The sequence below is a fragment of the Paenibacillus sp. FSL H8-0315 genome, assembly GCF_038005365.1.
GTDB lineage: Bacteria > Bacillota > Bacilli > Paenibacillales > Paenibacillaceae > Paenibacillus_AQ > Paenibacillus_AQ odorifer.
This window is the reverse complement of record NZ_JBBOTA010000001.1, coordinates 1,397,912-1,422,072: the sequence shown is the minus strand read 5'-3', so window position 1 is coordinate 1,422,072 and position 24,161 is coordinate 1,397,912. Positions and strand designations below refer to the sequence as shown.

At 44.7% G+C, this 24,161-nt stretch carries 20 protein-coding genes and 1 riboswitch; of the genes, 16 read left to right on the top strand and 4 right to left on the bottom strand.

Translation table 11 applies throughout. The features are described from left to right. The first annotated feature begins 11 nt into the window (after nucleotides 1–11). From MHB56_RS06190 to metE, 3 genes are all read left to right on the top strand, one after another. Nucleotides 12–635, top strand: a complete 624-nt coding sequence (locus MHB56_RS06190; protein WP_076218903.1) for a DedA family protein — start codon at nucleotides 12–14, stop codon at nucleotides 633–635. 50 nt (nucleotides 636–685) lie between these two features. Continuing rightward, the gene (locus tag MHB56_RS06185; RefSeq protein WP_076193050.1) at nucleotides 686–1,546 is read left to right on the top strand and encodes an undecaprenyl-diphosphate phosphatase; all 861 of its coding nucleotides are present in this window, start codon (nucleotides 686–688) and stop codon (nucleotides 1,544–1,546) included. A gap of 99 nt (nucleotides 1,547–1,645) precedes the next feature. Continuing rightward, nucleotides 1,646–1,851, top strand: a riboswitch (cobalamin riboswitch). 155 nt (nucleotides 1,852–2,006) lie between these two features. Beyond that, nucleotides 2,007–4,310, top strand: a complete 2,304-nt coding sequence (gene metE, locus MHB56_RS06180) for a 5-methyltetrahydropteroyltriglutamate--homocysteine S-methyltransferase (protein ID WP_076310107.1) — start codon at nucleotides 2,007–2,009, stop codon at nucleotides 4,308–4,310. A gap of 146 nt (nucleotides 4,311–4,456) precedes the next feature. Here metE and MHB56_RS06175 read toward each other — a convergent pair whose 3' ends face one another. Then, entirely contained in the window at nucleotides 4,457–4,609 is a 153-nt protein-coding gene (locus MHB56_RS06175; RefSeq protein ID WP_076098619.1) for a DUF1540 domain-containing protein, read from the bottom strand. A 428-nt stretch (nucleotides 4,610–5,037) separates the two neighbouring features. Here MHB56_RS06175 and MHB56_RS06170 point away from each other — a divergent pair, with 428 nt between their 5' ends. Continuing rightward, a complete protein-coding gene (locus MHB56_RS06170; RefSeq protein WP_179086311.1) occupies nucleotides 5,038–6,153 on the top strand; it encodes a DUF4349 domain-containing protein in 1,116 nt (371 codons plus the stop codon). A gap of 91 nt (nucleotides 6,154–6,244) precedes the next feature. Here the strand turns inward: MHB56_RS06170 and msrA are convergent, their stop codons facing one another. Together msrA and MHB56_RS06160 are read right to left on the bottom strand one after the other, a co-directional pair. After that, nucleotides 6,245–7,231, bottom strand: coding sequence for a peptide-methionine (S)-S-oxide reductase MsrA (gene msrA / locus MHB56_RS06165; RefSeq protein ID WP_076193056.1), 987 nt, complete (start codon nucleotides 7,229–7,231; stop codon nucleotides 6,245–6,247). Between the two features lie 98 nt (nucleotides 7,232–7,329). Next, nucleotides 7,330–7,950, bottom strand: a complete 621-nt coding sequence (locus MHB56_RS06160; protein WP_076130695.1) for a TVP38/TMEM64 family protein — start codon at nucleotides 7,948–7,950, stop codon at nucleotides 7,330–7,332. 166 nt (nucleotides 7,951–8,116) lie between these two features. Here MHB56_RS06160 and MHB56_RS06155 point away from each other — a divergent pair, with 166 nt between their 5' ends. The 9 genes from MHB56_RS06155 to MHB56_RS06115 all read left to right on the top strand — a co-directional run bounded on the left by MHB56_RS06155 (nucleotide 8,117) and on the right by MHB56_RS06115 (nucleotide 16,481). Continuing rightward, entirely contained in the window at nucleotides 8,117–9,049 is a 933-nt protein-coding gene (locus tag MHB56_RS06155; protein WP_445253427.1) for a Gfo/Idh/MocA family protein, read from the top strand. 23 nt (nucleotides 9,050–9,072) lie between these two features. Further along, complete coding sequence (locus tag MHB56_RS06150; protein ID WP_076184188.1) at nucleotides 9,073–9,396, top strand: hypothetical protein; 324 nt, start codon at nucleotides 9,073–9,075, stop codon at nucleotides 9,394–9,396. A gap of 124 nt (nucleotides 9,397–9,520) precedes the next feature. Further along, nucleotides 9,521–9,838 carry a winged helix-turn-helix transcriptional regulator gene (locus tag MHB56_RS06145; RefSeq protein ID WP_036682958.1) on the top strand — a complete coding sequence of 106 codons (318 nt, stop codon included), beginning with the start codon at nucleotides 9,521–9,523 and terminating at the stop codon, nucleotides 9,836–9,838. 211 nt (nucleotides 9,839–10,049) lie between these two features. Then, nucleotides 10,050–10,775 (top strand): hypothetical protein, encoded by a 726-nt coding sequence (locus MHB56_RS06140; protein ID WP_076302708.1) that lies wholly within the window; start codon nucleotides 10,050–10,052, stop codon nucleotides 10,773–10,775. A gap of 297 nt (nucleotides 10,776–11,072) precedes the next feature. Then, entirely contained in the window at nucleotides 11,073–11,768 is a 696-nt protein-coding gene (gene ric, locus MHB56_RS06135; protein WP_248548611.1) for an iron-sulfur cluster repair di-iron protein, read from the top strand. Between the two features lie 150 nt (nucleotides 11,769–11,918). Then, nucleotides 11,919–12,629, top strand: coding sequence for a hypothetical protein (locus MHB56_RS06130; RefSeq protein WP_248548405.1), 711 nt, complete (start codon nucleotides 11,919–11,921; stop codon nucleotides 12,627–12,629). Between the two features lie 231 nt (nucleotides 12,630–12,860). Next, nucleotides 12,861–15,284, top strand: coding sequence for a nitrite reductase large subunit NirB (nirB, locus tag MHB56_RS06125; protein ID WP_076308945.1), 2,424 nt, complete (start codon nucleotides 12,861–12,863; stop codon nucleotides 15,282–15,284). 32 nt (nucleotides 15,285–15,316) lie between these two features. Continuing rightward, on the top strand, nucleotides 15,317–15,637 hold the full coding sequence (nirD, locus tag MHB56_RS06120) for a nitrite reductase small subunit NirD (RefSeq protein ID WP_076193069.1): 321 nt from the start codon (nucleotides 15,317–15,319) through the stop codon (nucleotides 15,635–15,637). 52 nt (nucleotides 15,638–15,689) lie between these two features. Further along, complete coding sequence (locus tag MHB56_RS06115) at nucleotides 15,690–16,481, top strand: formate/nitrite transporter family protein (RefSeq protein ID WP_076281375.1); 792 nt, start codon at nucleotides 15,690–15,692, stop codon at nucleotides 16,479–16,481. Between the two features lie 179 nt (nucleotides 16,482–16,660). Here MHB56_RS06115 and MHB56_RS06110 read toward each other — a convergent pair whose 3' ends face one another. Further along, nucleotides 16,661–17,386, bottom strand: a complete 726-nt coding sequence (locus tag MHB56_RS06110) for a Crp/Fnr family transcriptional regulator (RefSeq protein ID WP_036682945.1) — start codon at nucleotides 17,384–17,386, stop codon at nucleotides 16,661–16,663. A 422-nt stretch (nucleotides 17,387–17,808) separates the two neighbouring features. Here MHB56_RS06110 and MHB56_RS06105 point away from each other — a divergent pair, with 422 nt between their 5' ends. The 3 genes from MHB56_RS06105 to pgmB are packed head-to-tail and all read left to right on the top strand — an operon-like array spanning nucleotide 17,809 to nucleotide 23,065. Then, a complete protein-coding gene (locus tag MHB56_RS06105; RefSeq protein ID WP_341143379.1) occupies nucleotides 17,809–20,115 on the top strand; it encodes a glycoside hydrolase family 65 protein in 2,307 nt (768 codons plus the stop codon). Further along, on the top strand, nucleotides 20,112–22,394 hold the full coding sequence (locus tag MHB56_RS06100) for a glycosyl hydrolase family 65 protein (RefSeq protein ID WP_341143378.1): 2,283 nt from the start codon (nucleotides 20,112–20,114) through the stop codon (nucleotides 22,392–22,394). Before MHB56_RS06105 ends, MHB56_RS06100 begins: the two co-directional genes overlap by 4 nt. Nucleotides 22,395–22,426: 32 nt before the next feature. Beyond that, nucleotides 22,427–23,065 (top strand): beta-phosphoglucomutase, encoded by a 639-nt coding sequence (pgmB, locus tag MHB56_RS06095; protein WP_076302713.1) that lies wholly within the window; start codon nucleotides 22,427–22,429, stop codon nucleotides 23,063–23,065. The last annotated feature ends 1,096 nt before the right edge of the window (nucleotides 23,066–24,161 follow it).

Below are 24,161 nucleotides of genomic sequence, written 5' to 3'. Positions count from 1 at the left end.
GGGGTAACAAGATGCAAGCATGGATTACAGATTTTATGGAGCAGTTTGGTTACTTCGGTATTTTTCTGATGCTGGCCTTTGAAAATATATTTCCACCAATTCCTTCAGAAGTGATCCTGCCCTTTGGAGGATTTATGACGACTACGACGAGCTTGACGATCCCTGGTGTAATCATTGCTGCCACGGCTGGTTCACTACTGGGTGCAGTAATTCTCTATTATATTGGCCGATTATTGGATGTGAGCCGGTTAGAGAAACTGGTTGAACGCTGGGGTAGCCTAATTAGGGTCAGTAAAAAAGATATCCACAAGGCTGACGCCTGGTTTGATAAATATGGCTACTGGACTGTATTGTTTTGTCGGATGGTTCCGCTGGTCCGCAGTCTGATTTCGATTCCGGCGGGAATGTCGGGCATGAAATTTGGAGTATTTATGATCTTCACAACGATTGGCACATTGGGATGGAATTTGCTGCTTGTGCTTATTGGCGCGGCTTTAGGAGAATCCTGGGAAGACATTGCTATGTACATGGACGTGTACTCCAATGTAGTCTATGTACTAATTGCTGGTGGATTAGTTATTCTTGGGTTTCTGTACTTCCGCAAACGCAGCCGGAGAATGAACACTGAGGGCTAAGCGGGTAGTGGACTGATAATAGAAATGACTATTAAAAAGGAGGGAAACACATGGAGCTATTAACGATTATTAAAGCCATTATTTTGGGGCTTGTTGAAGGTTTAACCGAATTTGCTCCAGTATCCTCCACGGGTCATATGATTATTGTTGATGATATGTGGCTGAAATCACAGGAGTTATTTGGACAATATACGGCAAATACCTTCAAAGTAGTTATTCAACTGGGTTCAATATTAGCGGTTGTTGTGATTTTTAGAAATCGGTTCATTGATCTGTTGGGTTTAAAGCGTTTCAGCCGTAAGCAGTTGGATCCTGTAACAGAGGAGCTACCGAAGTTGGAGCAGGGCGGGCACCTCAAGCTGACTCAGGTTCTGGTAGGGTTAGTGCCTGCAGGTGTGTTAGGTGTTCTGTTTAATGATTATATTGATGAGCATTTATTCTCTACATCAACAGTGTTAATTGGTCTAGTGATTGGGGCTATATTAATGATTATTGCCGATCTGTTTGGGCCGAAGAAGATCAGAACTGAGAGTGTAGATCAGATTACATACAAACAGGCACTTGGTGTAGGTCTTGTACAGTGTTTTTCGTTATGGCCTGGATTTTCACGCTCGGGCTCGACGATTTCTGGTGGCGTACTCCTCGGGATGAGCCATCGTGCCGCTGCTGATTTTACGTTTATTATGGCAGTACCCATCATGGCAGGTGCCAGTCTGTTGTCACTGATGAAAAACTGGCAATATTTCACCATGGACGCGTTGCCGTTTTTTATTGCAGGCTTTATTAGTGCCTTCCTATTTGCGCTGTTATCGATGCGTTTCTTCTTAAAACTGATCAATCGTATCAAGCTCTTACCGTTTGCTATATACCGTATAATTCTTGCTGCTGTAGTATATTTCGTATTTTTCTAAGTCCGTTATAAGGAATCGATATAACAGAAGTCCCAGTAATCTATTGCAGATTGCTGGGGCTTTCACGTATGATGACATCAGATTAAGACACTCAAATGATGAATGATATCGGAGACAGGTGCTGACCGGAAAATAGTAATTCGGTAGGCTTAATAGGGAAATTCGGTTCGAAGCCGATGCGGTCCCGCCACTGTAACGGAAGAATCTCGAGCAACAGAGGTCACTGGCAATTTACTACTGCTGGGAAGACTGCTCAAGATGTTGACGCCGCTAGCCAGGAGACCTGCCTGTTTCAACAGCACTGCTTCACCTACGGAAGATAGGGAGGTGTTAGACGTTAACCATGGGTATATCATGGGCGTCTTTCCCTTTGACTTTTTTAGGGAAGGGCGCTCTTTTTTATAGGAAAGCAAGTAGCTTTGGAGTTTGAAATAAGAGATGGAAGAGGGAGTGTATCGAGATGACGAATAAAGTAAAAGTAAGCAATCTTGGATATCCGAGAATCGGAAAGAACCGCGAATGGAAAAAGACACTGGAAGCCTACTGGCAGGGGAAAATAAATGAGGAGCAATTCCGCTCCGAAATGGCAGCAATTCAGCTGCAGCATTTGAAGACCCAGCAAGAGGCAGGAATTGAGCTTATTCCGGTAAATGATTTTACTTTTTATGACCATGTGTTGGATACGGCTGTTATGTTTGGAATTGTACCTCCACGGTACACGTATGATGGCGGCGACATCGGGCTTGATCTTTATTTTGCAATGGCCCGTGGTAATGCTGAGGCTACTGCCTGTGAGATGACCAAATGGTTCAATACGAACTATCACTATATCGTTCCAGAGATCGGCACACAAACACCACGCCTGACTGAAAATAAACCTCTAGCGGCTTATCGTTTTGCTAAATCGCAGGCAGGGATTGAAGGTAAACCGGTACTTTTAGGTCTGTATACCTTCCTTAAGCTGTCCAAAGGTTACGCAGCGGCAGATATCGCCAAGATTGCTGCACGTTTTGTTCCAGTCTATGTTCAACTGCTACAGGAACTGAAGCAAGAAGGGGTAAGCTGGGTACAAATCGATGAGCCAGCGATTGTTACAGGCATAAGTAAAGAAGAATTAACACTGCTTAACTCGATATACACAGAAATTGCCGGCTCCGTGCCGGGCTTGAATATTATTTTACAGACGTATTTTGAAGCTGCTGAACCGTTGGAGGCACTGCTAGAGTTGCCTGTTCAAGGCTTGGGTCTTGACTTTGTGCACGATGGTGGAGCGAATCTGGCTTCTATCGAACGTCTTGGCTGGCCGAAGGACAAATGGCTGGGTGCCGGAATTATTGATGGACGGAACATCTGGCGTTCCGATTTAGACGCTAAGCTGCAACTGGTAGAAAAGCTCAGCGTTCATGTGCCGCTTGATCGCCTTATTCTTCAGCCTTCTTGCAGTCTGCTGCATGTCCCAGTCACCGTTCAAGGTGAGGTGAAGCTGAAGGCGACAGTTAAGAATGCGTTAGCTTTTGCCGATGAGAAGCTTGCAGAGCTTAGTTTGCTCGGAGCAGCCCTCGCAGATAAAGGAGAAGCTTCTAAAGCAGCGCTGGCCGCTAGTCGTGAAGCTATTGCAGCATTCCGCGCACTACCTGAGCGTGGTCGTAAGGATGTGGCGGAGCAAGTGCTTGCACTTGCAGCTTTGCCGGACCAACGCAGTTTGCCTTTTGCTGAACGCTTAAAGGTGCAGCAAGAGAAATGGCAGCTTCCACTTCTGCCAACCACTACAATTGGTAGCTTCCCGCAGACAGTAGAAGTGCGTCAGGCGAGATTGAAATGGCGTAAAGGGGTCTGGAATCAGGAGCGTTATGATGGATTTGTTCGTGAGCAGATCGCGGATGCAATTACCTTCCAAGAAAAGCTAGGTCTGGATGTTCTGGTCCACGGTGAGTTCGAGCGTACAGATATGGTGGAGTTTTTCGGAGAAAAGCTGGACGGATACTTGTTTACTAGTAATGGCTGGGTTCAATCCTACGGTTCCCGTTGCGTTAAGCCACCGGTGATCTACGCGGATGTTGCATTTATACAGCCTATGACTGTTAAAGAAAGTGTCTATGCACAATCGTTGACGAAGCTTCCGGTTAAAGGAATGTTGACGGGTCCTGTAACTATCCTCAATTGGTCATTTGTACGTGATGATCTCAGCCGGGAAGAGGTAGCCAATCAAATTGCTCTTGCCCTTCGCCATGAAGTAAAAGCGTTGGAAGATGCAGGCATCGAAATGATTCAAGTGGATGAGCCGGCTATACGTGAAGGACTTCCGCTTAAGGCAGAAGACCGTGAGCATTACCTGAACTGGGCAGTGAAGTCGTTCCGCGTTGCTACGAACCATGTGAAGGCTACGACACAAATTCATACGCATATGTGCTATAGTGAATTCAATGACATGATCGATTCCATATCGGCTATGGATGCTGATGTAATCTCCATTGAGACTTCACGTAGCCATGGGGAGCTGATTATCAGCTTTGAGGAGCAGGCCTATGATAAAGGAATCGGTCTTGGAGTGTATGACATCCATAGCCCGCGGGTTCCGGCTGTAGAAGAAATGACGGCGAATATCGATCGTGCGCTGCGGGTGCTGGACCCTGAACAGTTCTGGATTAATCCGGATTGCGGTCTGAAAACACGTGGCTGGCAGGAGACAGAGGATGCACTACGTAACATGGTAAGCGCTGCTGCTATTGCGAGGGAAAAGTCAGGGGTTATTGCATCAAAATAGACATAAATAAATTAGAGCCAGGGTAATTTACCCTGGCTTTTTAGTTCACTTATTTTTTTATAATCAGCTACTTGATAATAATTCTCAATCTTGTTAGAATGAAAAAGAAAAAGAAGGAACCGTGGAGGGTCCCTTCAGGCATTTACTTATTTACTTTCGAAAGTTTTGCAATCTGTTTCTTCTGCGCGTTTTGGTTCTTGGGAGCTGTGGAAAGCTACGAAGATCGATTCAGCGCTGCATTTGTTCTCTTCTGCCCAGTGGGTGCAGGAGTTAACTTCACAAACTACGTCTTTTGCCATGAGGGTTCACCTCCCCTTATAGTAATTGATAGTATCATTCAATGAACGGCTCTGTTTAGCAAGGTGGAGCTTGTCTCAACAAAGCCGTGTCACGCCCTCATTCATTATGAATAGAGGGTATTTGGCTTTTTTTACTAGGTTAGACGTGGTAATTGTACCAAATAATGAGTTTGTAAGCAAATGAGTTCTTTAACTTTCGGGTCACCTTCCCACATCAAAAATATGTCCAATAAGAGCCGCAGAAATGCGGCTTTTTGTGTATTCAACATGAAAAACCAAAAGAAATTTACCGGAATTCCATATTCCAGTGCAACCTTCCAAGTTTTGGGGCGTTATAGAAATGAGAGACGGAAGAGATCTGTACAGAACATGACATTCCGTAACGTTACAATGCTAGGGATAACCACTACACTTTTGGAGGAATGAGAATGCGCAAATGGGGTCTGCATTACTTATGTTTATTAATTCTTGCGGTGGTATTGGCAGGTTGTGGCTCGGGTGATAACAATTCGGCGGCAGACAAATTAGCTGGTGACGGCGGAAATACGAGTAATTCTGCTGCAGCAACCACTGAGCAATCTTCGAAAGCTACATTAGCGGATAAGAGCACCTCAGCAGAAGCTGAGACAGCAGCGGGAGGCAACGAAGCCCCAGTTGAAAAAGGTTTGACATCAGAGAACACGGATCAAGGGAACGCGGGATTCACGGGCAGTGATGTCGTGGAAGGGTTGAACAAGAAGCTAATCTATCATGCCAATCTGACTATGGAAGTAGAAGATTACGGTAAAGCTCAGACTGAAATCCGCAACATGGTAACGATGGCTAAAGGATATATTATAGAGTTTAACGAAAACATGTCGCAATATGAGCAAGGAGGGACGTTTATCCTTAAGGTGCCTGCCTCCGGGTTCTCTCCTTTTCTGAATAATTTGGAAAAAGTAAAACACGAATCGCTACAGCGCAGTATTCAAGGTCAGGATGTCTCGGAGGAGTATGTTGATCTGGAGTCGCGTCTAAAGGCAAAGCAGTTAATGGAAGCTCAATACACAGAGTTTATGAAAAAAGCAACGAAATCAAGTGATCTGGTCGCCTTTGCAAACGAGCTTGGTTCGATTCAAGAAACGATTGAGCAGATCAAAGGCAGAATGCGATATATAGATCAGAACGTATCTTTTTCAACGGTAGAGCTTAGAGTGTACCAGACGGATGAGAGCTTAGCCGTGAAGGAAAAGGCAGAGCAAGGTCCATTGCTGGAACGGGCATCGGATGCTTTAAAAGGAAGCCTGAACGCACTATCTGTTATGTTTCAGTGGATTTTTGTAATTCTTGCAGGCGCATTGCCGATTCTAATCGGTGCGGGCATTATTTTAGTCATCGTTTGGTTTGCCCGCAAAAATATCCGTGCACGACGGGAGCAGCAGACCCAGCGGATACGGCAGGAAAATCGGGAACTGAACAAGGAGATATTCCCTGCACCAGCAGAGCCAACGGTGACAACCTCAATAAAGGATAAGAAAGCTAACGAGGACGAGAATAAAGAATAAGCTCCTATGAATTAAAAAGCCTCCAATTCACGGTATACCGTGAATTGGAGGCTTTTCTATAAGACAGCACAGTATTTCGCCTTATCGAAGATTAGGCAGGCTGGAAGAGTACACGATACTCGCCATAGCCCTCTTTCTCCAGATCCTCTTTGGGTATAAACCGCAATGCCGCTGAATTAATGCAGTAGCGCAGGCCGTTTTCCCCTGGACCATCGTCGAAGACATGACCTAGATGGGAATCTGCTACTTTGCTGCGCACTTCTGTGCGAACCATCAAATGGCTGAGGTCCGTCTTTTCCTTCACGGCGTAATCGCGAATCGGACGTGTAAAGCTGGGCCAGCCACAACCGGAATCGTATTTATCCTGCGAACTGAATAATGCTTCACCAGATACGATATCTACATAAATGCCTTCTCCGTGGTGATCCCAAAAATCATTTCGGAAAGGTGACTCTGTAGCGCTATTCTGAGTGACTTCATATTGAAGTGGCGTCAGACGTTCTTTTAAGCTTAGTTTGTCTTCTTTATGTGTCCAGTGGGTTTCGATAAAATCCTCTCGGCCGGAACCCTTACGGTAACGTTTGTAGTGACCCGGGTTCTTACGATGGTAGCCCTGATGATATTCTTCGGCAGGATAGAAGGTTGCTGCCGGGAGGATCGGGGTAACAATCGGGCTAGCGAATCGGCCGCTTTCTTGCAAAGCTGCCTTGGAAGCCTCTGCTTGTTGCTTCTGCTCTTCAGAATGGGTGAAGATAGCCGTTCCGTAAGAGGTGCCGCGATCATGGAATTGTCCACCCGCATCGGTTGGGTCAATTTGCTGCCAGAATAACTCAAGCAGCTTGCTATAAGGGAAAATTTCTGGATTGAACGTAATTTGTACGGCTTCAACATGTCCTGTAGTTTCGGAGCATACCTCTTCATAGGTAGGGTTCACTGTATGCCCGCCAGTATAGCCGGAGACGACACTAATAATGCCTGGCAATTCCTCGAACGGCGAGACCATGCACCAGAAGCATCCACCTGCAAAGGTTGCTTTTTCCGCCTTGGAATTTATATGGTTAGTCTGATGTTCATTCATTAATATCCCTCCATTCATGTAATGCAATTAAATAGATCACAATCTAATTATAAAGCAAATAACCACAGCCTGCCAGCTTCCGCCAAATAAGCTCTCTGTTACCTAGTGTTTTTTACTTCCTGTGAACTGTAACGAAAGCTTAGTCCGGCTATAATAAGCACAATGGCATAAACAATAATGGCTATAATCGCATTACCTGGGTTCTGGAACAGTTGATCCCCAAGGAAGGCATACAAGGCGATGCCTGGGATTTTTCCAATAGCTGAGGCAGCAAGATAACTCCAGAAGGGCAGTCCGGCTGCTCCGGCATAGATGTTAACTGCTGTCTGCGGGATAATCGGCAAGAGACGTGCTAAGACAATAGAAGCAAAGGGCCGCCGTTCTATGCCTTTTGTGAATTTTTCGAGTAGGGGAATAGAAGTCAGATAAGCTCTCGCTTGATCTTGAAATAAGAACTTCACTACGCCGAAAAGGAATGCGGCAGCAAGGGTTGTAGCTACCCAGCAAATTAAAGCACCTGCCAAACTTCCGTATGCATAACCAAAAAATCCGATGACCGCTTTGTACGGTACAACTGGAAAGAGAGCCAGTAAAGTTGCGATCCCTATAGAGCCGAAAAGATTATGATCCTCTTTCATCCAGCTAAGGATGTCATATCTGTAGATAAACGCAAGGATTGTGCCCGAAACATAAAGAATAATCGAGAACCATTTTCTCATAGCTAATATACCCTTTCTTCCACTCATTCATCTCATCATACGGGATAAAAAGTAAATATTGAAGTGAAGATCATTGTCGGCGAACGCCAAGCAGGTATAATAGCATTTATAGAGAACAAAGAGAGAGATAAATTCTTGAATTATAAAGAGGGGAGTTAAATCATTGATCGTTTCTGCACGCAAAAGAGTCGCCATCATCGGGATTGGCAATATCGCCCGCAAAGTATATTTGCCACTGCTCTCTCAGCATGGACAAGTTGAGGTAGTGGGGGTTCTCAGTCACTCATCCACAACAGTAGAGCAAGCTGTTAAAGCCTACCGTTTTCCTAAAGGTACGACAAATTTGGACGAGCTGTTGTCTTGGGATCTGGATGCAGTATTTGTGCATAGCCCAACGACGACCCATTATGATATAGTAACAAAATGTCTCGAACATGGGATTTCGGTGTATGTAGATAAGCCGCTGTCCTATGATCTGGAAGAATCCAGAAGGATGGCAGAGCTGGCAGAAAATAAAGGGCTGCTGCTAGGCGTGGGCTTTAATCGGCGTTTTGCCCCAATGTATGTCACTGCCAAGAGTTGGCTCGAGGAAGCCGGAGGCATTAGCCATTGCCACGCGATTAAACATCGCACGAAGCTGCAGTTAGGCAGCAGCCGTGAGACTGTGCATGACGACTTGATTCATATGCTCGATCTGCTGTTATGGTTATGTGGAGATCAGTATGAGCTGCTTCGCAGTAATCTTCAATCCAATGGAGAGGGGCGACTTGTGCAGGCATCTGGAATGCTGGGTTGGGAGCAAGGCTCAGTGGGGATGTATAGTATGGTTCGTGAGGCGGGTGTTGATTTGGAGAAGCTGGAGCTGCACGGTAATGGACGTTCGGTGGAAGTGGCAGATCTGGACCAAGCCATCCTATATGAAAAAAATGCTTTGCCACGGACCCAGAGCTTTGGAAGCTGGGATACGGTGCTGGATAGAAGAGGTTTTGGTGGAGTGGTAGATCATTTCCTGAACAATATAAATACACCAGAGTTATGCAGTATTGCTGCTTCAGCAGTTCTGCCTAGTCATAGATTGGCAGCTCAGCTTGCTGAATGAGGTCTCTAAGAAAGGAGTAAAATATGGAAGACAACCGTAAATTAGTGGAGGAACAAATCATCGAAAGCTATAAGCGTGAGGAAGAGATGATGATCCTTGTATTCGCCCAGTGGTGCGTGAATCAAGGACTCGACCCGCACAGTTTATATTTACAGGCTTATCCACAGCAAGAAGGGAATGAAGCCTTGCGAAAAGCGCTTGCCCTAACGGTTTCTGCGGAGGAAGCAGGGGATATTTCTGATGACACAGTTCTGGGCGTACTCTCCTTATTCGGAAATGATGACTTGGCGCAAATCGTGACAGAAGCGATCTCTAAAAGGGAATCTAAAGCACATACAGGGGATTGACAACGAGGATATAATGATAATGTCAGATGAACTTTTTTTAGTAAACGATGTTCATCAGGGATGAAATGTGTTAATATTATATATACTAACTAATAGTAAGTTTCGCTAGTGAGAGGTGAGAACAATGGAAGAACATCAAATTTCGATGTGTCCCAGATTTGAGACAGCCTTCTCTTTCTTAGGCAAACGTTGGAATGGACTTATTATTCAGACATTGATGAGTGGACCGAAGCGGTTTAAAGATATTTCCGGCCTCATTCCTTCAATGAGCGATAAGATGCTGTCCGAGCGGATGAAGGATTTGGAAGGTGAGGGTATTCTGGTTAGACATGTATACCCGGAAACACCTGTGCGTATTGAATATGAACTAACAGACAAAGGCCGTGCGCTGGAGCCTGTTATGCAGCAGATTCAGTCTTGGGCTGAGAGCTGGGTAGAGTAGAAATCAAAGTCGTGTTGTGGCCCTTTTTCCTGAAGAACGGAGGAGGGCTTTTCAATTTTTAAATAAAAACCTTGCACAGATCGAAAAAATCTGTAATATAATAGAAAAAACGTTGTATGTTCCTTGCATGGAAACGCTTGCAATATTGGTTTTTGCTCAAATCTACTCAGCTGGAGTACAGGCATAGCAAAACTATTAGGAGGCGAGGGAGATGAAGACCACCCTGTTTTCCCGGGAAATAACGTATGGAAAAAAGGATGTTGCTGAGCTGGAGAACGCTTCTATCAAAGTACAGCTCATCTATGACAAGACGTTGTTCATGCTGCATAGCCATCTTCCAGATTCCTTATGGGATGCGTGGATTGGCGTGCCTTACAGCATTATCTCTTCACTCTACAAAGGCAACAATGATAGCGGGACTATTTTTCAAAAATGGATTCAAAGTCCTTCTGGCTGGAAATGTATCGGCTGTGAACGGCATTGCCTGGAGTCGACGGAACCTCTTCAAGAAGTGAATGTGGCGAGTAATCAACGACAATATAAGTTCCATAATGGCATTCGCCAAAGCATGGTGCTACAAGCCCTAATTTGGTCCATGTACGAGAATACCGTATTATTCAAACCCTTTTTAGGGGATGAGCCCTTTTTTGATGAAGATGATTTGCATACGATATCCTCTTATTTCGTGCCAACTTACCTTAATGATCTACGTCTTCTGGAGCAGTCTAAGCCTTGTAAAGAGTACAAAGATCAGAATATAAAGATATATCAGGAATGGATATCCGCCCCTGACCTTGTCCTCAAATGGAACGGAGGCCTAACAGAAGGCAGATGGATGACTGGTGTTTATATGGATCACTCCCGCTTTGCTGGCTTAGGACCTTATTTGAAGGACGCAAAGGGTAAGCGAACGTATATGCAGGCTTATGTTCAATAGAAGATACAGATTTGGTGTGACCAAATAGATAAATGTAAGACAAATAACATTATTGATGCCCGTGTGGTAAACAAAGGACAGGTCAATTGTGGGGATTTATCTCCATAATTGACCTTTTTCGTTCAACAAAGAGATACAATTTTCGTGAGTACAATCACAAGTCAAAACTCCTTTCAGGGTTAAGGTGAACAGGTAGAAAAGATTTTTTCAGAACCTGATCACATATCCCGAGGAGGAACTATTATGGAAACTAAACAACCTAATGATAGAATTTCGGATTTACAGCATAAGCAATCGGTGCAACCTGGATTTACTCCAGATGCCCTGGTAAAAGATATTGTGCTACAATTCCCAAAAGCTGCGGATTATTTCAAGTCCAAACGGATTGATTTCTGCTGTGGAGGCGCCAAACCTCTTGCTGAAGCAGCTGTAGAGCGTGGACTAGATCAAGAGATGATCATTAGTGATCTCAACAAGCTGTTCGAGGAATATCCGGTACCTCAAGAAGAACTCGCATGGAACACAGCACCTTCTGCAGAGTTAATCGAGCATATCGTGAGTAAACATCACCATTACCTGCGTGAAGAGCTGCCCCTGATTAGCCAAAATGTAACTAAGGTATACCGGGTTCATGGCGGAGATTCCCCCCATTTAGAAGAGTTATATAGTTTGTTTAATGCACTTAAGGAAGATCTGCTTCAGCATACAGCTAAAGAAGAGGAAGATGAGTTTCCAAAATTATTAGCATATGATGCCAATCCAAGTGAAGAAGGGCTGACCATACTTCGCGAGGCATTAATTGAACTTGAGAGTGAACATGACACAGCAGGCGAACTATTGAGACAAATACGCAAAATAACAGCTGATTTCACCCCACCGGCTCATGCTTGTACAACCTATCGTTTGACTTATGCCCGGCTAGAGGAGCTGGAGAGCATGACTTTTGAACATGTTCATCTGGAGAATAATATATTGTTCCCTAGATTCCAGTAGAAAAAATGAGTTTTCATAGAGTCCCTTAGGGGACTTTTTTTATATTTGAGAACAAAGCTTATTTACGTTATTCTTAAATAGACAGTATGCATAACTTACTACAAGCCTGAGACGCTGTGTGGTCATTAGGCGGGACAAGGTGGTGTCACTATGCCCACGAAATATATGTGGAGGTTGTTACTAGGATTAGTCATCGTATTCATAATAGGTGGATGTTCCACTCTTGCTGACGTTAATAATGAAGGGAATAATGGCTTAGCAGGATCAGACGGGCCTACGCTTTCGCTTATCGTTGCGGGAAATGACTTGCTTACCAACCCTTTGGACAAGCAGCTTAGCGAGAGCTACAGAAAAGGGATAACGATCTTTGACCTACTGAAAGGTAGTGGGAAGGCCACCTTTTCTGAGGATAACACAAGCATTCTAACGGTGAATAATATTTCACTCGGTCCAGGAATGAATTGGGAGCTGCAAATGGATGGGGAGACCATTGGACCTGAGGATTGGGGTCGAACAGTCGGGCATGAATCAAAATTAGTAATTACGGCGATGTCTAAGGAACAAGAGGAACCCCTTCAAATTGTGTTGTTGACCGTGAATGGTGGAAGTGAGCAAGTGAATTTGAATCATTCATATGTTATGGGATTTACTGAAGATTTAACAGTGAGAGGTTTGTTGAAGAACAGCAGTGTGGTGCAGTTGACCGAAGACAACAAAAAGGTGTTATCCATTGGTGATTATACTCCTCTTAGCAATGAAGTTTGGAAGATGAAGGTGAATGGGAAGCAGCTGCTTGAGAATGGAATGGACATGAAGCTTAGAGTGCAGGATGAATTGGAGATTTTATTGGCTATACGTTAAAAAAAAGTACATAAATGCCAGATCTACGGTTGCTCAGAATCCGTGATCTGGCTTTTTTAATTGGAAGTTATAACCTAATAAAGTTGTCTTATTTTTATGTGAAAACATTCACATTTAATGTGACTGTAATCACAATCTCTCTTAAATTTTGAAATGTATAATTCCATTATGTAGAAGAGAAGTTGAAGCAAAGTTCAACAAGAACGGATAAGAATGAGGAGGCACCTAACCATGGCAGCGAAGAGAGAAAAATTAGTATTAGTCGGCAACGGTATGGCAGGCATAGGTACGCTAGAGCAAATATTGAAGCTAGGTGGAGCTTATGACATTACGGTCTTTGGAAGCGAACCTCATCCCAATTATAATCGGATCATGTTGTCCTATGTTCTCGAAGGCAGCAAAACCATCAACGATATCATCCTAAACGACTGGAATTGGTATGAAGATAACAACATTACCTTGCATACAGCAACAACAGTTACACGAATTGACGAGCATTCCAAGCAAGTAATTGCGGATAACGGTATGGCTGTTTCTTACGATAAAGTGATTATTGCAACGGGTTCGAATTCATTTATTTTACCTGTACCTGGTTGTGATAAGGAAGGCGTAGTGGGTTTCCGGGATATTGCAGATTGTGATGCGATGCTGGCTGCGGCTAAACAATACAACAAAGCGGCGGTAATCGGCGGGGGTTTACTTGGATTGGAAGCGGCAAAAGGTCTTGTGAACCTTGGCATGGACGTTACTGTAGTACATCTGATGGAAGATCTAATGGAGCGCCAGCTGGATCGTAATGCCTCTTCTATGTTGCAAGCTGAGCTAGAGCGTCAAGGCGTGAAATTTGCCATGGGCAAACAAACAGTAGAATTGACCGGGGAACAGAGAGTAAGTGGATTACAATTTAGTGATGGCACTTCACTTGCGGCTGATTTTGTAGTTATGGCTGTAGGCATCAAACCGAATATAACTGTGGCAAAAGAAAGCGGAATTGCCGTTAATCGTGGGATTGTAGTGGACGATTATTTGCAGACCTCTATGCAAAATGTATATTCCATTGGCGAATGTGCCGAACATCGCGGAGTTTGTTACGGATTAGTAGCGCCGCTCTTTGAGCAGGGGATGGTTCTAGCTAAACATCTCTGCGGAAGTGATACAAATCCATATGAAGGTTCTGTTGTCTCCACCAAATTAAAAATTTCCGGTGTGGATGTATTTTCTGCAGGTGAGTTTATGGATTCTCCTGAACATACTGTAATCTCAAGCAAAGATGAATGGAAGCGAACCTATAAGAAAATTCTGCTCAAAGACAATGTCATTGTTGGTGCAGTCCTATTCGGGGATGTGACAGAGTCGGCTAACCTGCAAAAGTTAGTAAAACAAGGCGCTGTAATGACCGATGAAATTTATACAGAGGTTATGGGTACGGGCTGCTGCGGAAGTGGAGCCAAAAAGAGCACGTCCGTAGAAGCGATGGCGGACGAAGAAATCGTTTGTGGCTGTAACGGGGTTACGAAAAAAGCGATTGTGGATGCGGTCTTAGAAAATGGTTTTACTACTGTGGACGAAATAAAAGCATGTACAGGAGCGACGCGCTCTTGCGGAGGTTGTAAACCGGTTGTAGAACAAATTTTACAATTTGTCCTGGGTGATAGTTTTGAGCAGTCTGCCAAGCAAGGAATTTGTAGCTGCACAACGCTTAGCCGGGATGAGATTGTTGCTGAGATTACAGCTAAAGGTCTTAGTACTACTAAAGAGGTTATGCATGTACTGGGTTGGAAACAAGAGGAAGGCTGCTCTAAATGCCGTCCGGCGATTAACTATTATCTGGGGATGATAAATCCGGATACACATCAAGACGAGAAGGAATCACGCTTTGTTAATGAACGTATGGGAGCCAATATTCAGAAAGACGGAACCTATACCGTTATTCCACGCATGTACGGCGGGGTAACGACACCGGAGGATTTGAAGAAAATCGCTGATGTCTCCCTTAAATATGATGTGAAAGTTGTGAAGGTGACGGGTGGGCAACGCCTGGATCTAATCGGGGTGAAAAAAGAGGATCTGCCGAAAGTATGGGAAGAGCTCGATATGCCATCAGGTTATGGTTATGCCAAGTCGCTACGTACCGTTAAGACTTGTGTGGGTTCACAGTTCTGCCGTTTCGGCACACAGGATTCGCTGGGAATGGGCGCGCTCATAGAACGTAAGTATGAACGTCTTGATTTTCCTGCCAAGTTTAAAATAGCTGTCAACGGCTGCCCGCGTAACTGTGCGGAATCCTGTACGAAGGATATTGGCATCGTCGGTAATGATGGCGGTTGGGAAGTGTTTATCGGTGGTAACGGTGGGATCAAGCCACGGATCGCTGACTCCTTCTGCAAAATAAAGACCGATGAAGAGTTGATCGAAGTGTGCTCCGCTGTGATGCAATATTACCGTGAGACCGGCAATTATTTGGAGAGAACCTCCGAGTGGGTTGAGCGTATGGGACTTGAGCAGATTCAAATGGTCATTTTGAATAATGAAGATAACCGCAAAGAGCTGGCCGCACGGATTGACTTTGCTCTGACTCAGGTTACGGATCCTTGGAAAAAAATGCTCAATGACAGCAGCACTCGTACTGCGCTTTTTGAAGAAACAAGAGTCTAGCGGATATAACACACACAGAAGGGGAGAGACCAATGAATAAGACCACACAAACGTATGCAATAGGATCAGTACAGGATTTCCTGCTGCAAATTGGCCGCGTAGTGATTGCTGGAAATATTGAACTGGCTGTGTTCCGTGCCTCTGACGGAGCCATCTATGCAGTAGAGAATCGCAGTCCTCATCCTAAGGGGGGACCGCTTGCTGAAGGGATCGTGTCAGGTCACTATCTGTACGATCCACTGTACGATTGGAAAATCGATCTGCGCACGGGTGAGGTGCAGGCACCAGACCAAGGTAGTGTGGTGACTTATCCAGTCACACTGGACGGAGAGAAAGTTACAGTGAGCGTGTAGACACCGAAGAGTGTAGTAATAGATTTAATAGAAAACGGTGGGGTGGAGTATTATGTTTACGCAAAGTGTGGAGAGCATCGTAGAGACGGCAGTCAGTAAGCGGGACAAAATGAATGAAAGCATGCCAAGATATTTTCTAGCAGCCCTATTGGCAGGTGCTTATGTAGGCATTGGGATTATCCTTATTTTCTCCCTAGGAGCACCGCTAGCGGCTGCCAAATCTCCTTTCCAACCGCTTATTATGGGCACATCCTTCGGCATCGCCCTGACGCTTGTAGTATTTGCAGGCTCAGAGCTGTTTACCGGGAATAATATGTTTTTTACTGTAAGTACACTGGCAGGCAGAACCAGTATCTGGGATACCGTTAAGAACTGGATTCTTGTATTCATCGGGAATGTGGTAGGTGCAGTGATTTTAGCACTTTTAATTCGTGGGACTGGGTTGTTCAGTGCTGCGCCGCCGGAGCATTTGATTTTTACAGCCGCTGCTAAAAAAATGAGTCTCCCGTTCTCTGAGCTGTTTTTTCGTGGGATCCTATGTAACTGGCTGGTCTGTTTAGCGCTATGGATGTCCTCACGCGCTAAAAGTGAATCTGCTAAGCTAATCTTAATCTGGTGGTGTCTGTTTGCCTTTATCGCAAGTGGATATGAGCATAGTGTGGCTAATATGACTCTGCTTAGTGTTGCTGTGTTGCTTCCAAATCATCCGGAAACCATTACGATAGCTGGATGGCTGCATAATATGATCCCTGTAACTTTGGGGAATATCATTGGTGGAGGCGTATTCGTCGGTATGGCCTATTGGGTGATCTCACCAGTGCGTGGTGCTCGCAACAACCGTTAAGATCCATTTTTAATTAACTATATTAGAGCTGAACCGATCTTGGGTTTAGCTCTTTTTTTGTTGAATATAAAAAAAAGACACCTGCATTAGGCGCCTTGGACCACTCTATTTTATATTATGCAGAATAATTGGGTCATGTATGTTTCATTGAGGTGAATAGAGGGTATATTATAACGGAATTAGATCCGGCAGATTTCGTTCGGACACAATTCGCAGTGGCAAATTTCTTGCAGCATGCCAAGGTCCTTGATGACAATCATACCGTTCTCATACTCAACAGCATCTTTTTTACGCAGATCGCTCAGCATCCGGTTAACACTTTCACGAGTGGCACCGATCATGTTGGACAAATCTGTATGCGTAATTTTTTTGTTGATAAGGATATTCTCACCATCGCTGCTCTTCTCACCGTAGGTGTTGCCAAGACGAATGAGCGTGGAGCAGAGTGCACCTGGTTTGCCGTACATCATTAGATCACGGAATTTAGTTTGGGTGAGACGGTGATGAATACCCATCCATTTCATAAAGTCGATAGCAAAGTCACAATGTTGGCAGATGAGAATTTCTAGATCCTTTTGTTCGATGACGCCAACTTCACTTTCTTCAATCACTTCGGCTGTAAAGCTATGCTTAGTGCTGAAGAATGGATCTGCTTGACCTACCATATCACCAGCTTGATACATATAAAGAATGAGTTCTTTACCTTCATCAGTAGATTTAGTTAATTTCACACGTCCACGTTTGATATAAAACAATTTATCCGAGTAGTCGCCTTCCCAGAATAGATGTGAACCCTCTGGAACTATGCGCTCTTTCATTGTAACTAGAAGTCTGTTGAAATTCTGTTCGGAGAAACAGTTTGTATTTCCGTGGGCTTCGATAACATTGTAATGTTCTTTTAGCATAATCGACATCCCCTTTATTCCCTCAGTTTTTCAGTAAATTTTAAATTAATTATACCTTGAAAATCCCTCGAATTGGTTATAAAAAATCGTTTAAAAGTGTCGAATTTTCAACATTGTGATAAATTTCACTTCTAAAGTGTTCGATGTAATATTCTTTTTAACTAAAAAAGAGTAAGTGATCTCACGTTTATGATATATGAACAGCGGCTATCCATTATTCTCAAATACTGGGTTAATCGCTGTTTTTTTGCGTCCCCGTTAGATTGTAACATATAACACAGTTGAAATTCATGTTCAAGAAATTAGTTCTATCTCAACTCCGTATAAATGCACACATCTTCATTACGGTCGGACATTGGCTCTACTGCTATGCAGCGATATCCTGAAATTGGAGCAAAAATCAGGAGAAGGAGAAATCATATATGGCAAAAGTAGCAGACAAATATCTTAAGGTTGATCCGTGGGCAATTATTGAAGAGGGCTTTGATCCAGAGCGAAATCGGACTTCGGAATCTATTTTTTCATTGGGTAATGAATATATGGGTGTACGGGGATATGCAGAGGAAGGGTATTCAGGTGACACCCTGCAAGGAAGTTATTTTAATGGATTAAATGAACAATTGGATATTGGCAATCACTACAAAGGGATTATTCGCTCGCTGAGATATATGGTGAATGCAGTGGACTGGCTGTATACACGTCTATCTGTAGATGGTGAACAGCTTGATTTAGCAAAAAGTAGCGTAACGGATTATGTGCGTAGGTTGGATCTTCGTAAGGGTACGTATCGGAGAGAGCTAGTCTGGCATCTAAACGATGGCAAGTCGCTAAAAGTAGTCTTTACACGTCTGGTCAGTATGACTATGTCTCATTTGGGGTTGCAGCGGGTGGAATTTGAACCCCTTAATTTCTCGGGGAGCGTGGACATTTGTGCAGGTCTTGATTTCGGCATTATTCATGAAGAACGCGGCGAATGTATGTGGAACAATCTCCGCAGCGGAGTAAGTGGAGCGTCCTCTGCTATTATGGCGAGTACAGTGAATACTGGGAATAAGCTGTTCTCAAGCTTTACCTTACAATCCTCGCAGCCGTTACAGCTCACTGCTACTGAGAGTGATAAGTTTATTGGACAAAATTTCACCCTCAACCTTACGAAAGGAGAAGTCTCCTATTTTACCAAACTGGTTATGAACTATTCGGATAGTGATTCTGCCCATACAGCTGAAGAGCTGTGGAGCAAAGGTCTGTCTCTTGCTGAAACCGCAAGCCAATTGACGGATACTCAAATAATCGCTGATCAGACAGCTTATTGGAAGGGCATCTGGGAGACAAGTGATATCCGAATTGAGGGCGATCCTGAGAATCAACAGGGTATTCGTTTCTGTATCTTCCAGCTTTATCAGACCTATCATGGCGATCATCCCGGTTTTAATATTGGTGCCAAAGGGCTGACGGGGGAAGTATATCGTGGGTTGGCTTTTTGGGATACAGAATCCTATTGCTTACCGTTCTATATGTTCAATAATCCAAAAGCTGCCCGGAGCTTATTGGAATTCAGATATAAAACATTGCCACAGGCTATGCAGCGCGCTAAAGAAGTGGATTGTGAGGGAGCCTGCTATCCTATTGCTACTATAGATGGAACAGAAAGCTGTGATCTCTGGCAGCACTCTAATCTTCAGCTTCATGTAGGGACTGCTGTTTCTTATGGCATTTGGCATTATGTCAAAAATACCGGTGATAAAAGCTTCCTGCATAGTAAAGGGGCTGAGATGCTGATTCAGATCAGCAGATTCTATGCTACACGTGGTCAATGGGGGCAACGCAGCGGGGAATATGGTTATTTTGGCGTAATGGGCCCTGATGAGTTCCAATTGATGGTCAATAACAACTGTTACATTAATCTGATGGCTCAACAATCTTTTGAATACACCTTAGAGACTCTTCGGGAGATGAAAGAACAGGCTCCTGCTGCTTTTGCAGCTGTGGTAGAAAAAACTGGACTCCATGACGAGGAACTCACCGATTGGGACAACAAGGCGCAGCATATGCGGATTCCGGTTGACGAAGTGACAGGAGTTTATGAAGAGCATGACGGGTTCTTCGATATGCCACATATTGATATTCATTCGATTCCGGTAACAGAATTCCCATTATATTCGAACTGGTCATATGATCGTTTGTATCGCTATGACATGATTAAGCAGCCGGATGTACTTATGTTTATGTTCTTGTACAGCGGACAATTCTCTAAAGAAGCGAAGCTGGCGAACTATGAATACTACGAGCCTAGATGTATTCATGAGTCTTCGCTGTCACCTTCGATCCACTCCATTTTGGCAAGTGAAATTGGCAAACCCGAGGAAGCATATTCGTTTTTTGAATTTGCTACTCGACTGGATTTAGACAACTATAACCGCAATACCCGTGAAGGGCTGCATACTACCTCAATTGCTGCTGCTTGGATGAATATTGTTTACGGCTTTGGCGGAATGCGTTCGGATGGAGCGCGTCTGTCCTTTCAGCCAACCCTGCCAGAACGCTGGGATGAATATAGCTTCCAAGTGTTGTATGAAGGAGTGCTTCTGAGAATTGTGGTCGACAAAAATTCAGTAACAATCACTGCGGTTAATGGTGGAAGTACCGAAATTATAGTGTACGGACAGTCGATTACAGTGGATGCTTCCGGGAAGACGCTTCCGCTAGGCGAAGGGATGCTGGCAGGATGAATTGGACCGTAAAGGATAGTTGTTTTGATAAACAGCTGGTGACGACAAACGGTAACAAATATATGCTAGGCAATGGCTACATGGGATATCGTGGCACACTGGAGGAATTCAGCAAAACCGAGCTAGTAGCTGTCACCCTCGCAGGTCTATATGACAGAGCAGGAGACAAATGGAGAGAACCCGTTAATGCCCCTAATGGATTGTTGACCAAAATTTTCTGTAATGATCAGCTCTTAAGTGTGCTTGACCGTGAACCGGTCGCTCATACTCAGGAGCTAAATATCCGAAATGCCATTCATCATCGGAGCACTGAATTTGCTGTATCTGACGGCGGGACGTTGACGTTTACCGCAGATCGTTTCGTAAGCCTGGATAATCTTCACTTGCTCGTTAGTAAATACTCTATTCGCAGCACACATGACTGCCGTGTAGCCATTGAGACGGGAATTGACGTAGATGTGTGGGATATCAATGGGCCTCATCTCTACGGACAAACGGTGCAATTGAAGGACGAGGTACTGATCTCTTCATCTGTTAGCGGAGAATTGAAGATCCCGGTGGTTGTGGCGGAGAGGGCGGTATTCAGTTTTGGTGAGGAGCTACTGGAAGATGGTGCTGCTGTTCGCCGGATTTCTTTTGATGCCCGTGCGGGTGAGACGTATGAATGGTTTAAGTATGTAGCAGTCTATACTGGACTTGATGCTGATCAGCCGGAGACGGAAGCTGTTAAATCTGTCCATGCTGCTGAGGCGCTGGGTTATGAGGCGTTATTTAAGTCTCACCGTCTGATATGGGATGAGAGATGGTCACACAGTGATGTAATCATCGAAGGTGATGAAGCTGCCCAATTTGCCTTGAGATATAGTATCTATCAGCTGTTAATCATTGCGCCTACAGTTTCGGAGAAGGTGTCTATTCCAGCCCGGGGATTATCGGGTCAGGTATATAAGGGAGCTGTATTCTGGGATACGGAAATGTTTATGTTGCCGTTTTTCCTGCACAGTGATCCTAAGGTAGCGCGGAACTTGATGATGTACCGGATTCATACATTGGATGGTGCTCGCCGTAAGGCCGCGGAATATGGATTTTTGGGCGCATTTTATGCTTGGGAAAGTCAGGATACGGGAGACGATGCCTGTACTTTGTTTAATGTGAATGATGTATTTACAGGCCGGCCGATGCGCACCTATTTCCGCGATAAGCAGGTTCATATCAGTGGTGACGTTGTGCATGGGATCTGGAAATATGTTCAATTCACAGGGGATGAAAGTCTGCTTACTAGTGGAGGAGCAGAGGTGATCTGGGAATGCGCTCGCTTTTTCTACTCTTACGCTTACTATAATTCGGTTAAACAGCGGTTTGAGATTCTGGATGTTACAGGTCCGGATGAATATCATGAGCGTGTGAACAATAATGCTTTTACGAATGCACTGGTTAAAGAGACGCTTGAGATTGCCTTGCGTACGGCAGCCTTGCTGCAAGAGAAGTATCCTGAGGACTACAGTCAATTGTCCGCTCAGTTTAGCTCAGGGCCATTCCTGAAGGAGTTCAAAACGATGCTGGATAGCTTTTACGTTCCACAGCCTGATCCTGCCAGTCTTGTTATTGAACAATTCGACCGGTACCTCACCTTGGAGGATGTAAAACTAACAGAACTGAAATCACGTGTGCTTAATAAAAATGAGTATTTTGGCGGCGGCAATGGCTTAGCTACCACCACAACCATACTTAAACAAGCAGACGTTGTGTTGATGCTGAATTTGTTCAAGCACTCCTTTAGCAAGGAAGTGAAACAAGCGAACTGGGAATTTTACCAACCGCGTACGGAACACGGATCAAGCTTAAGCCCTTGTATCTACGCTTTGGTAGCTGCTGATATTGGTTCACCGGATTGGGGCTATCCGTATTTTATGCGTACGGCTACCGTCGATCTCACCGGCGAATCTAAGCAATATGTAGGGGATCTCTACATCGGAGGGACTCATCCGGCTGCGAATGGTGGTGCTTGGATGGCGGCGGTTCTTGGCTTCGCTGGGTTGGACTACGAAGGAGGGGTTGTGCACATCAATCCATCTCTGCCGCAACATTGGCAGTCCGTTCAGCTTCCGGTTACCCTGCGCGGCGACACCATCCAACTGCGGATCAGTAAGGATGAAGTCACTGTGATCACAGCTGCTGATTACAGTGGAGACTTGGTATTCTCGGTGCAAGGCGGAGAAGGCAAGTCCTGCTCTGCAGGTGAGATCCTTCGACTGGCCTTTGACGAAACGGGATTATAAATATTAATACACAACGGAGAGGAAGCAAATCAATGTTGGAAAATATGAAAGGCGCCATCTTTGATCTGGATGGCGTGATCGTAGATACAGCCAAATATCATTATTTGGCGTGGGCGAGTCTTGCAGATGAGCTTGGCTTTAAATTCACGGAGGAGGATAACGAACGGCTTAAAGGTGTGAGCCGGATGAGATCACTTGATATCCTGCTGGAAGTGGGTGGCCTGGAATTTGAGGAAGCAGAGAAGCTGGCAATGGCGGAGAAGAAAAACCGCCTGTACGTAGAATACATTTCTCGACTCGAGGAATCGGAGCTGCTGCCTGGAGTGAAAGAATACCTAACAGGATTGAGATCACGTGGGATTGGGATTGCGTTAGGTTCAGCCAGTAAGAACGCTGAGTTTATTTTGAATAAGCTGAACATTACAGACTTATTTGATGCAGTTGTTGACGGCAACAAAGTGTCACTAGCCAAACCGGACCCAGAGGTGTTCCTGATCGCGGCTCAGGAGATAGGCTTGCAGCCGGATGAATGTGTTGTGTTTGAAGATGCTGAGGCAGGCGTTCAAGCAGGTAAAGCTGCTGGGATGAAGGTTGTAGGTATCGGCAAACCTGAGGTGCTGAAGGAAGCTGATCTGGTCGTTAAAGGGTTGTATGAGCTGCTGACAGACTAAAGCTCTAAATGAACATGGGACCGACTCCAAAGTAGCGGATGACTTTGGGGGCGGTCTTTTTTTGTGCAAAGTCTCTGTATTTAGCTGGCCCAGACTGTCCATCGGACCTCATAGTCGCTATTAGCCATAAATCGGCTCATTTGCGAACCTATCGGACCGCATAGTCGCTATTGGCGCGAAAATCCTTCATATCGCACACGTTTGGAACGAATAATGCCTCTGGGGTCCGAAACTCCCCGTAAAAGCAGGAATTTGTTCAAATAGCTGCATCTGAGTCCGATCGCTCATCGTGCTGAGAGTGTATGGGAATGCAAAGTGCCGAATAAGTAGCTGAGCTGCACATTAAGTTAGTCAGATAGTTAGTCTTAAGCTCAAAAACTCAAAAACTCAAAGGGTCTATCGGACCTCATAGTCTCTATAAGTAATAATCCGGCTCATTTGCGAACCTATCGGACCGCATAGTCGCTATTGGCGCGAAAATCTTTCACATCGCACACGATTGGAACGAATAACGCCTCTGGGGTCCGAAACTCCCCGTAAAAGCAGGAATTTGTTCAAATAGCTGCATCTGAGTCCGATAGCTCATCGTGAAAAAAGTGTGTGTGGGAATGCAAAACGCCGAATAAGTAGTTGAGCTGCACATTAAGTAATTCAGATAGTTAGTCTTAAGCTCAGACGGTGATCGGACCCCATAGTCGCTATTAGCCGTATATTAAGTCATTCAGAACGTTAGTCAAAAGCTCAACAGTTTATCGGACCGCATAGTCGCTATAAGTAATAATCCGGCTCATTTGCGATCCTATCGGACCGCATAGTCGCTATTGGCGCGAAAATCCTTCATATCGCACACGTTTGGAACGAATAATGCCTCTGGGGTCCGTAACTCCCCGTAAAAGCCAAAAATTAGCCCAATAGCTGCATCTGAGTCCGATCGCTCATCGTGAAAAGAGTGTGTGTGGGAATGCAAAACGCCGAATAAGTAATAAGTCGCACATCAAGAAACCCAACGCCCACAACGCCCTACAACGCAACCATCGCACATTAAGCAATCCAACGCCCTACAATACCACCATCGCACATCAAGTAATCCAGACGC

What these genes read in the sequence shown, in the direction of transcription:
- nirB (WP_076308945.1), top strand. Translation starts at nt 12,861, where the DNA reads ATGGCAGCGAAGAGAGAAAAATTAGTATTAGTCGGCAACGGTATGGCA.
- MHB56_RS06140 (WP_076302708.1), top strand. Translation starts at nt 10,050, where the DNA reads ATGAAGACCACCCTGTTTTCCCGGGAAATAACGTATGGAAAAAAGGAT.
- pgmB (WP_076302713.1), top strand. Translation starts at nt 22,427, where the DNA reads ATGTTGGAAAATATGAAAGGCGCCATCTTTGATCTGGATGGCGTGATC.
- MHB56_RS06175 (WP_076098619.1), bottom strand. Translation starts at nt 4,609, where the DNA reads ATGGCAAAAGACGTAGTTTGTGAAGTTAACTCCTGCACCCACTGGGCA.
- MHB56_RS06170 (WP_179086311.1), top strand. Translation starts at nt 5,038, where the DNA reads ATGCGCAAATGGGGTCTGCATTACTTATGTTTATTAATTCTTGCGGTG.
- nirD (WP_076193069.1), top strand. Translation starts at nt 15,317, where the DNA reads ATGAATAAGACCACACAAACGTATGCAATAGGATCAGTACAGGATTTC.
- MHB56_RS06160 (WP_076130695.1), bottom strand. Translation starts at nt 7,950, where the DNA reads ATGAGAAAATGGTTCTCGATTATTCTTTATGTTTCGGGCACAATCCTT.
- MHB56_RS06150 (WP_076184188.1), top strand. Translation starts at nt 9,073, where the DNA reads ATGGAAGACAACCGTAAATTAGTGGAGGAACAAATCATCGAAAGCTAT.
- MHB56_RS06105 (WP_341143379.1), top strand. Translation starts at nt 17,809, where the DNA reads ATGGCAAAAGTAGCAGACAAATATCTTAAGGTTGATCCGTGGGCAATT.
- MHB56_RS06145 (WP_036682958.1), top strand. Translation starts at nt 9,521, where the DNA reads ATGGAAGAACATCAAATTTCGATGTGTCCCAGATTTGAGACAGCCTTC.
- MHB56_RS06100 (WP_341143378.1), top strand. Translation starts at nt 20,112, where the DNA reads ATGAATTGGACCGTAAAGGATAGTTGTTTTGATAAACAGCTGGTGACG.
- MHB56_RS06110 (WP_036682945.1), bottom strand. Translation starts at nt 17,386, where the DNA reads ATGCTAAAAGAACATTACAATGTTATCGAAGCCCACGGAAATACAAAC.
- MHB56_RS06130 (WP_248548405.1), top strand. Translation starts at nt 11,919, where the DNA reads ATGCCCACGAAATATATGTGGAGGTTGTTACTAGGATTAGTCATCGTA.
- msrA (WP_076193056.1), bottom strand. Translation starts at nt 7,231, where the DNA reads ATGAATGAACATCAGACTAACCATATAAATTCCAAGGCGGAAAAAGCA.
- MHB56_RS06115 (WP_076281375.1), top strand. Translation starts at nt 15,690, where the DNA reads ATGTTTACGCAAAGTGTGGAGAGCATCGTAGAGACGGCAGTCAGTAAG.
- MHB56_RS06185 (WP_076193050.1), top strand. Translation starts at nt 686, where the DNA reads ATGGAGCTATTAACGATTATTAAAGCCATTATTTTGGGGCTTGTTGAA.
- MHB56_RS06190 (WP_076218903.1), top strand. Translation starts at nt 12, where the DNA reads ATGCAAGCATGGATTACAGATTTTATGGAGCAGTTTGGTTACTTCGGT.
- metE (WP_076310107.1), top strand. Translation starts at nt 2,007, where the DNA reads ATGACGAATAAAGTAAAAGTAAGCAATCTTGGATATCCGAGAATCGGA.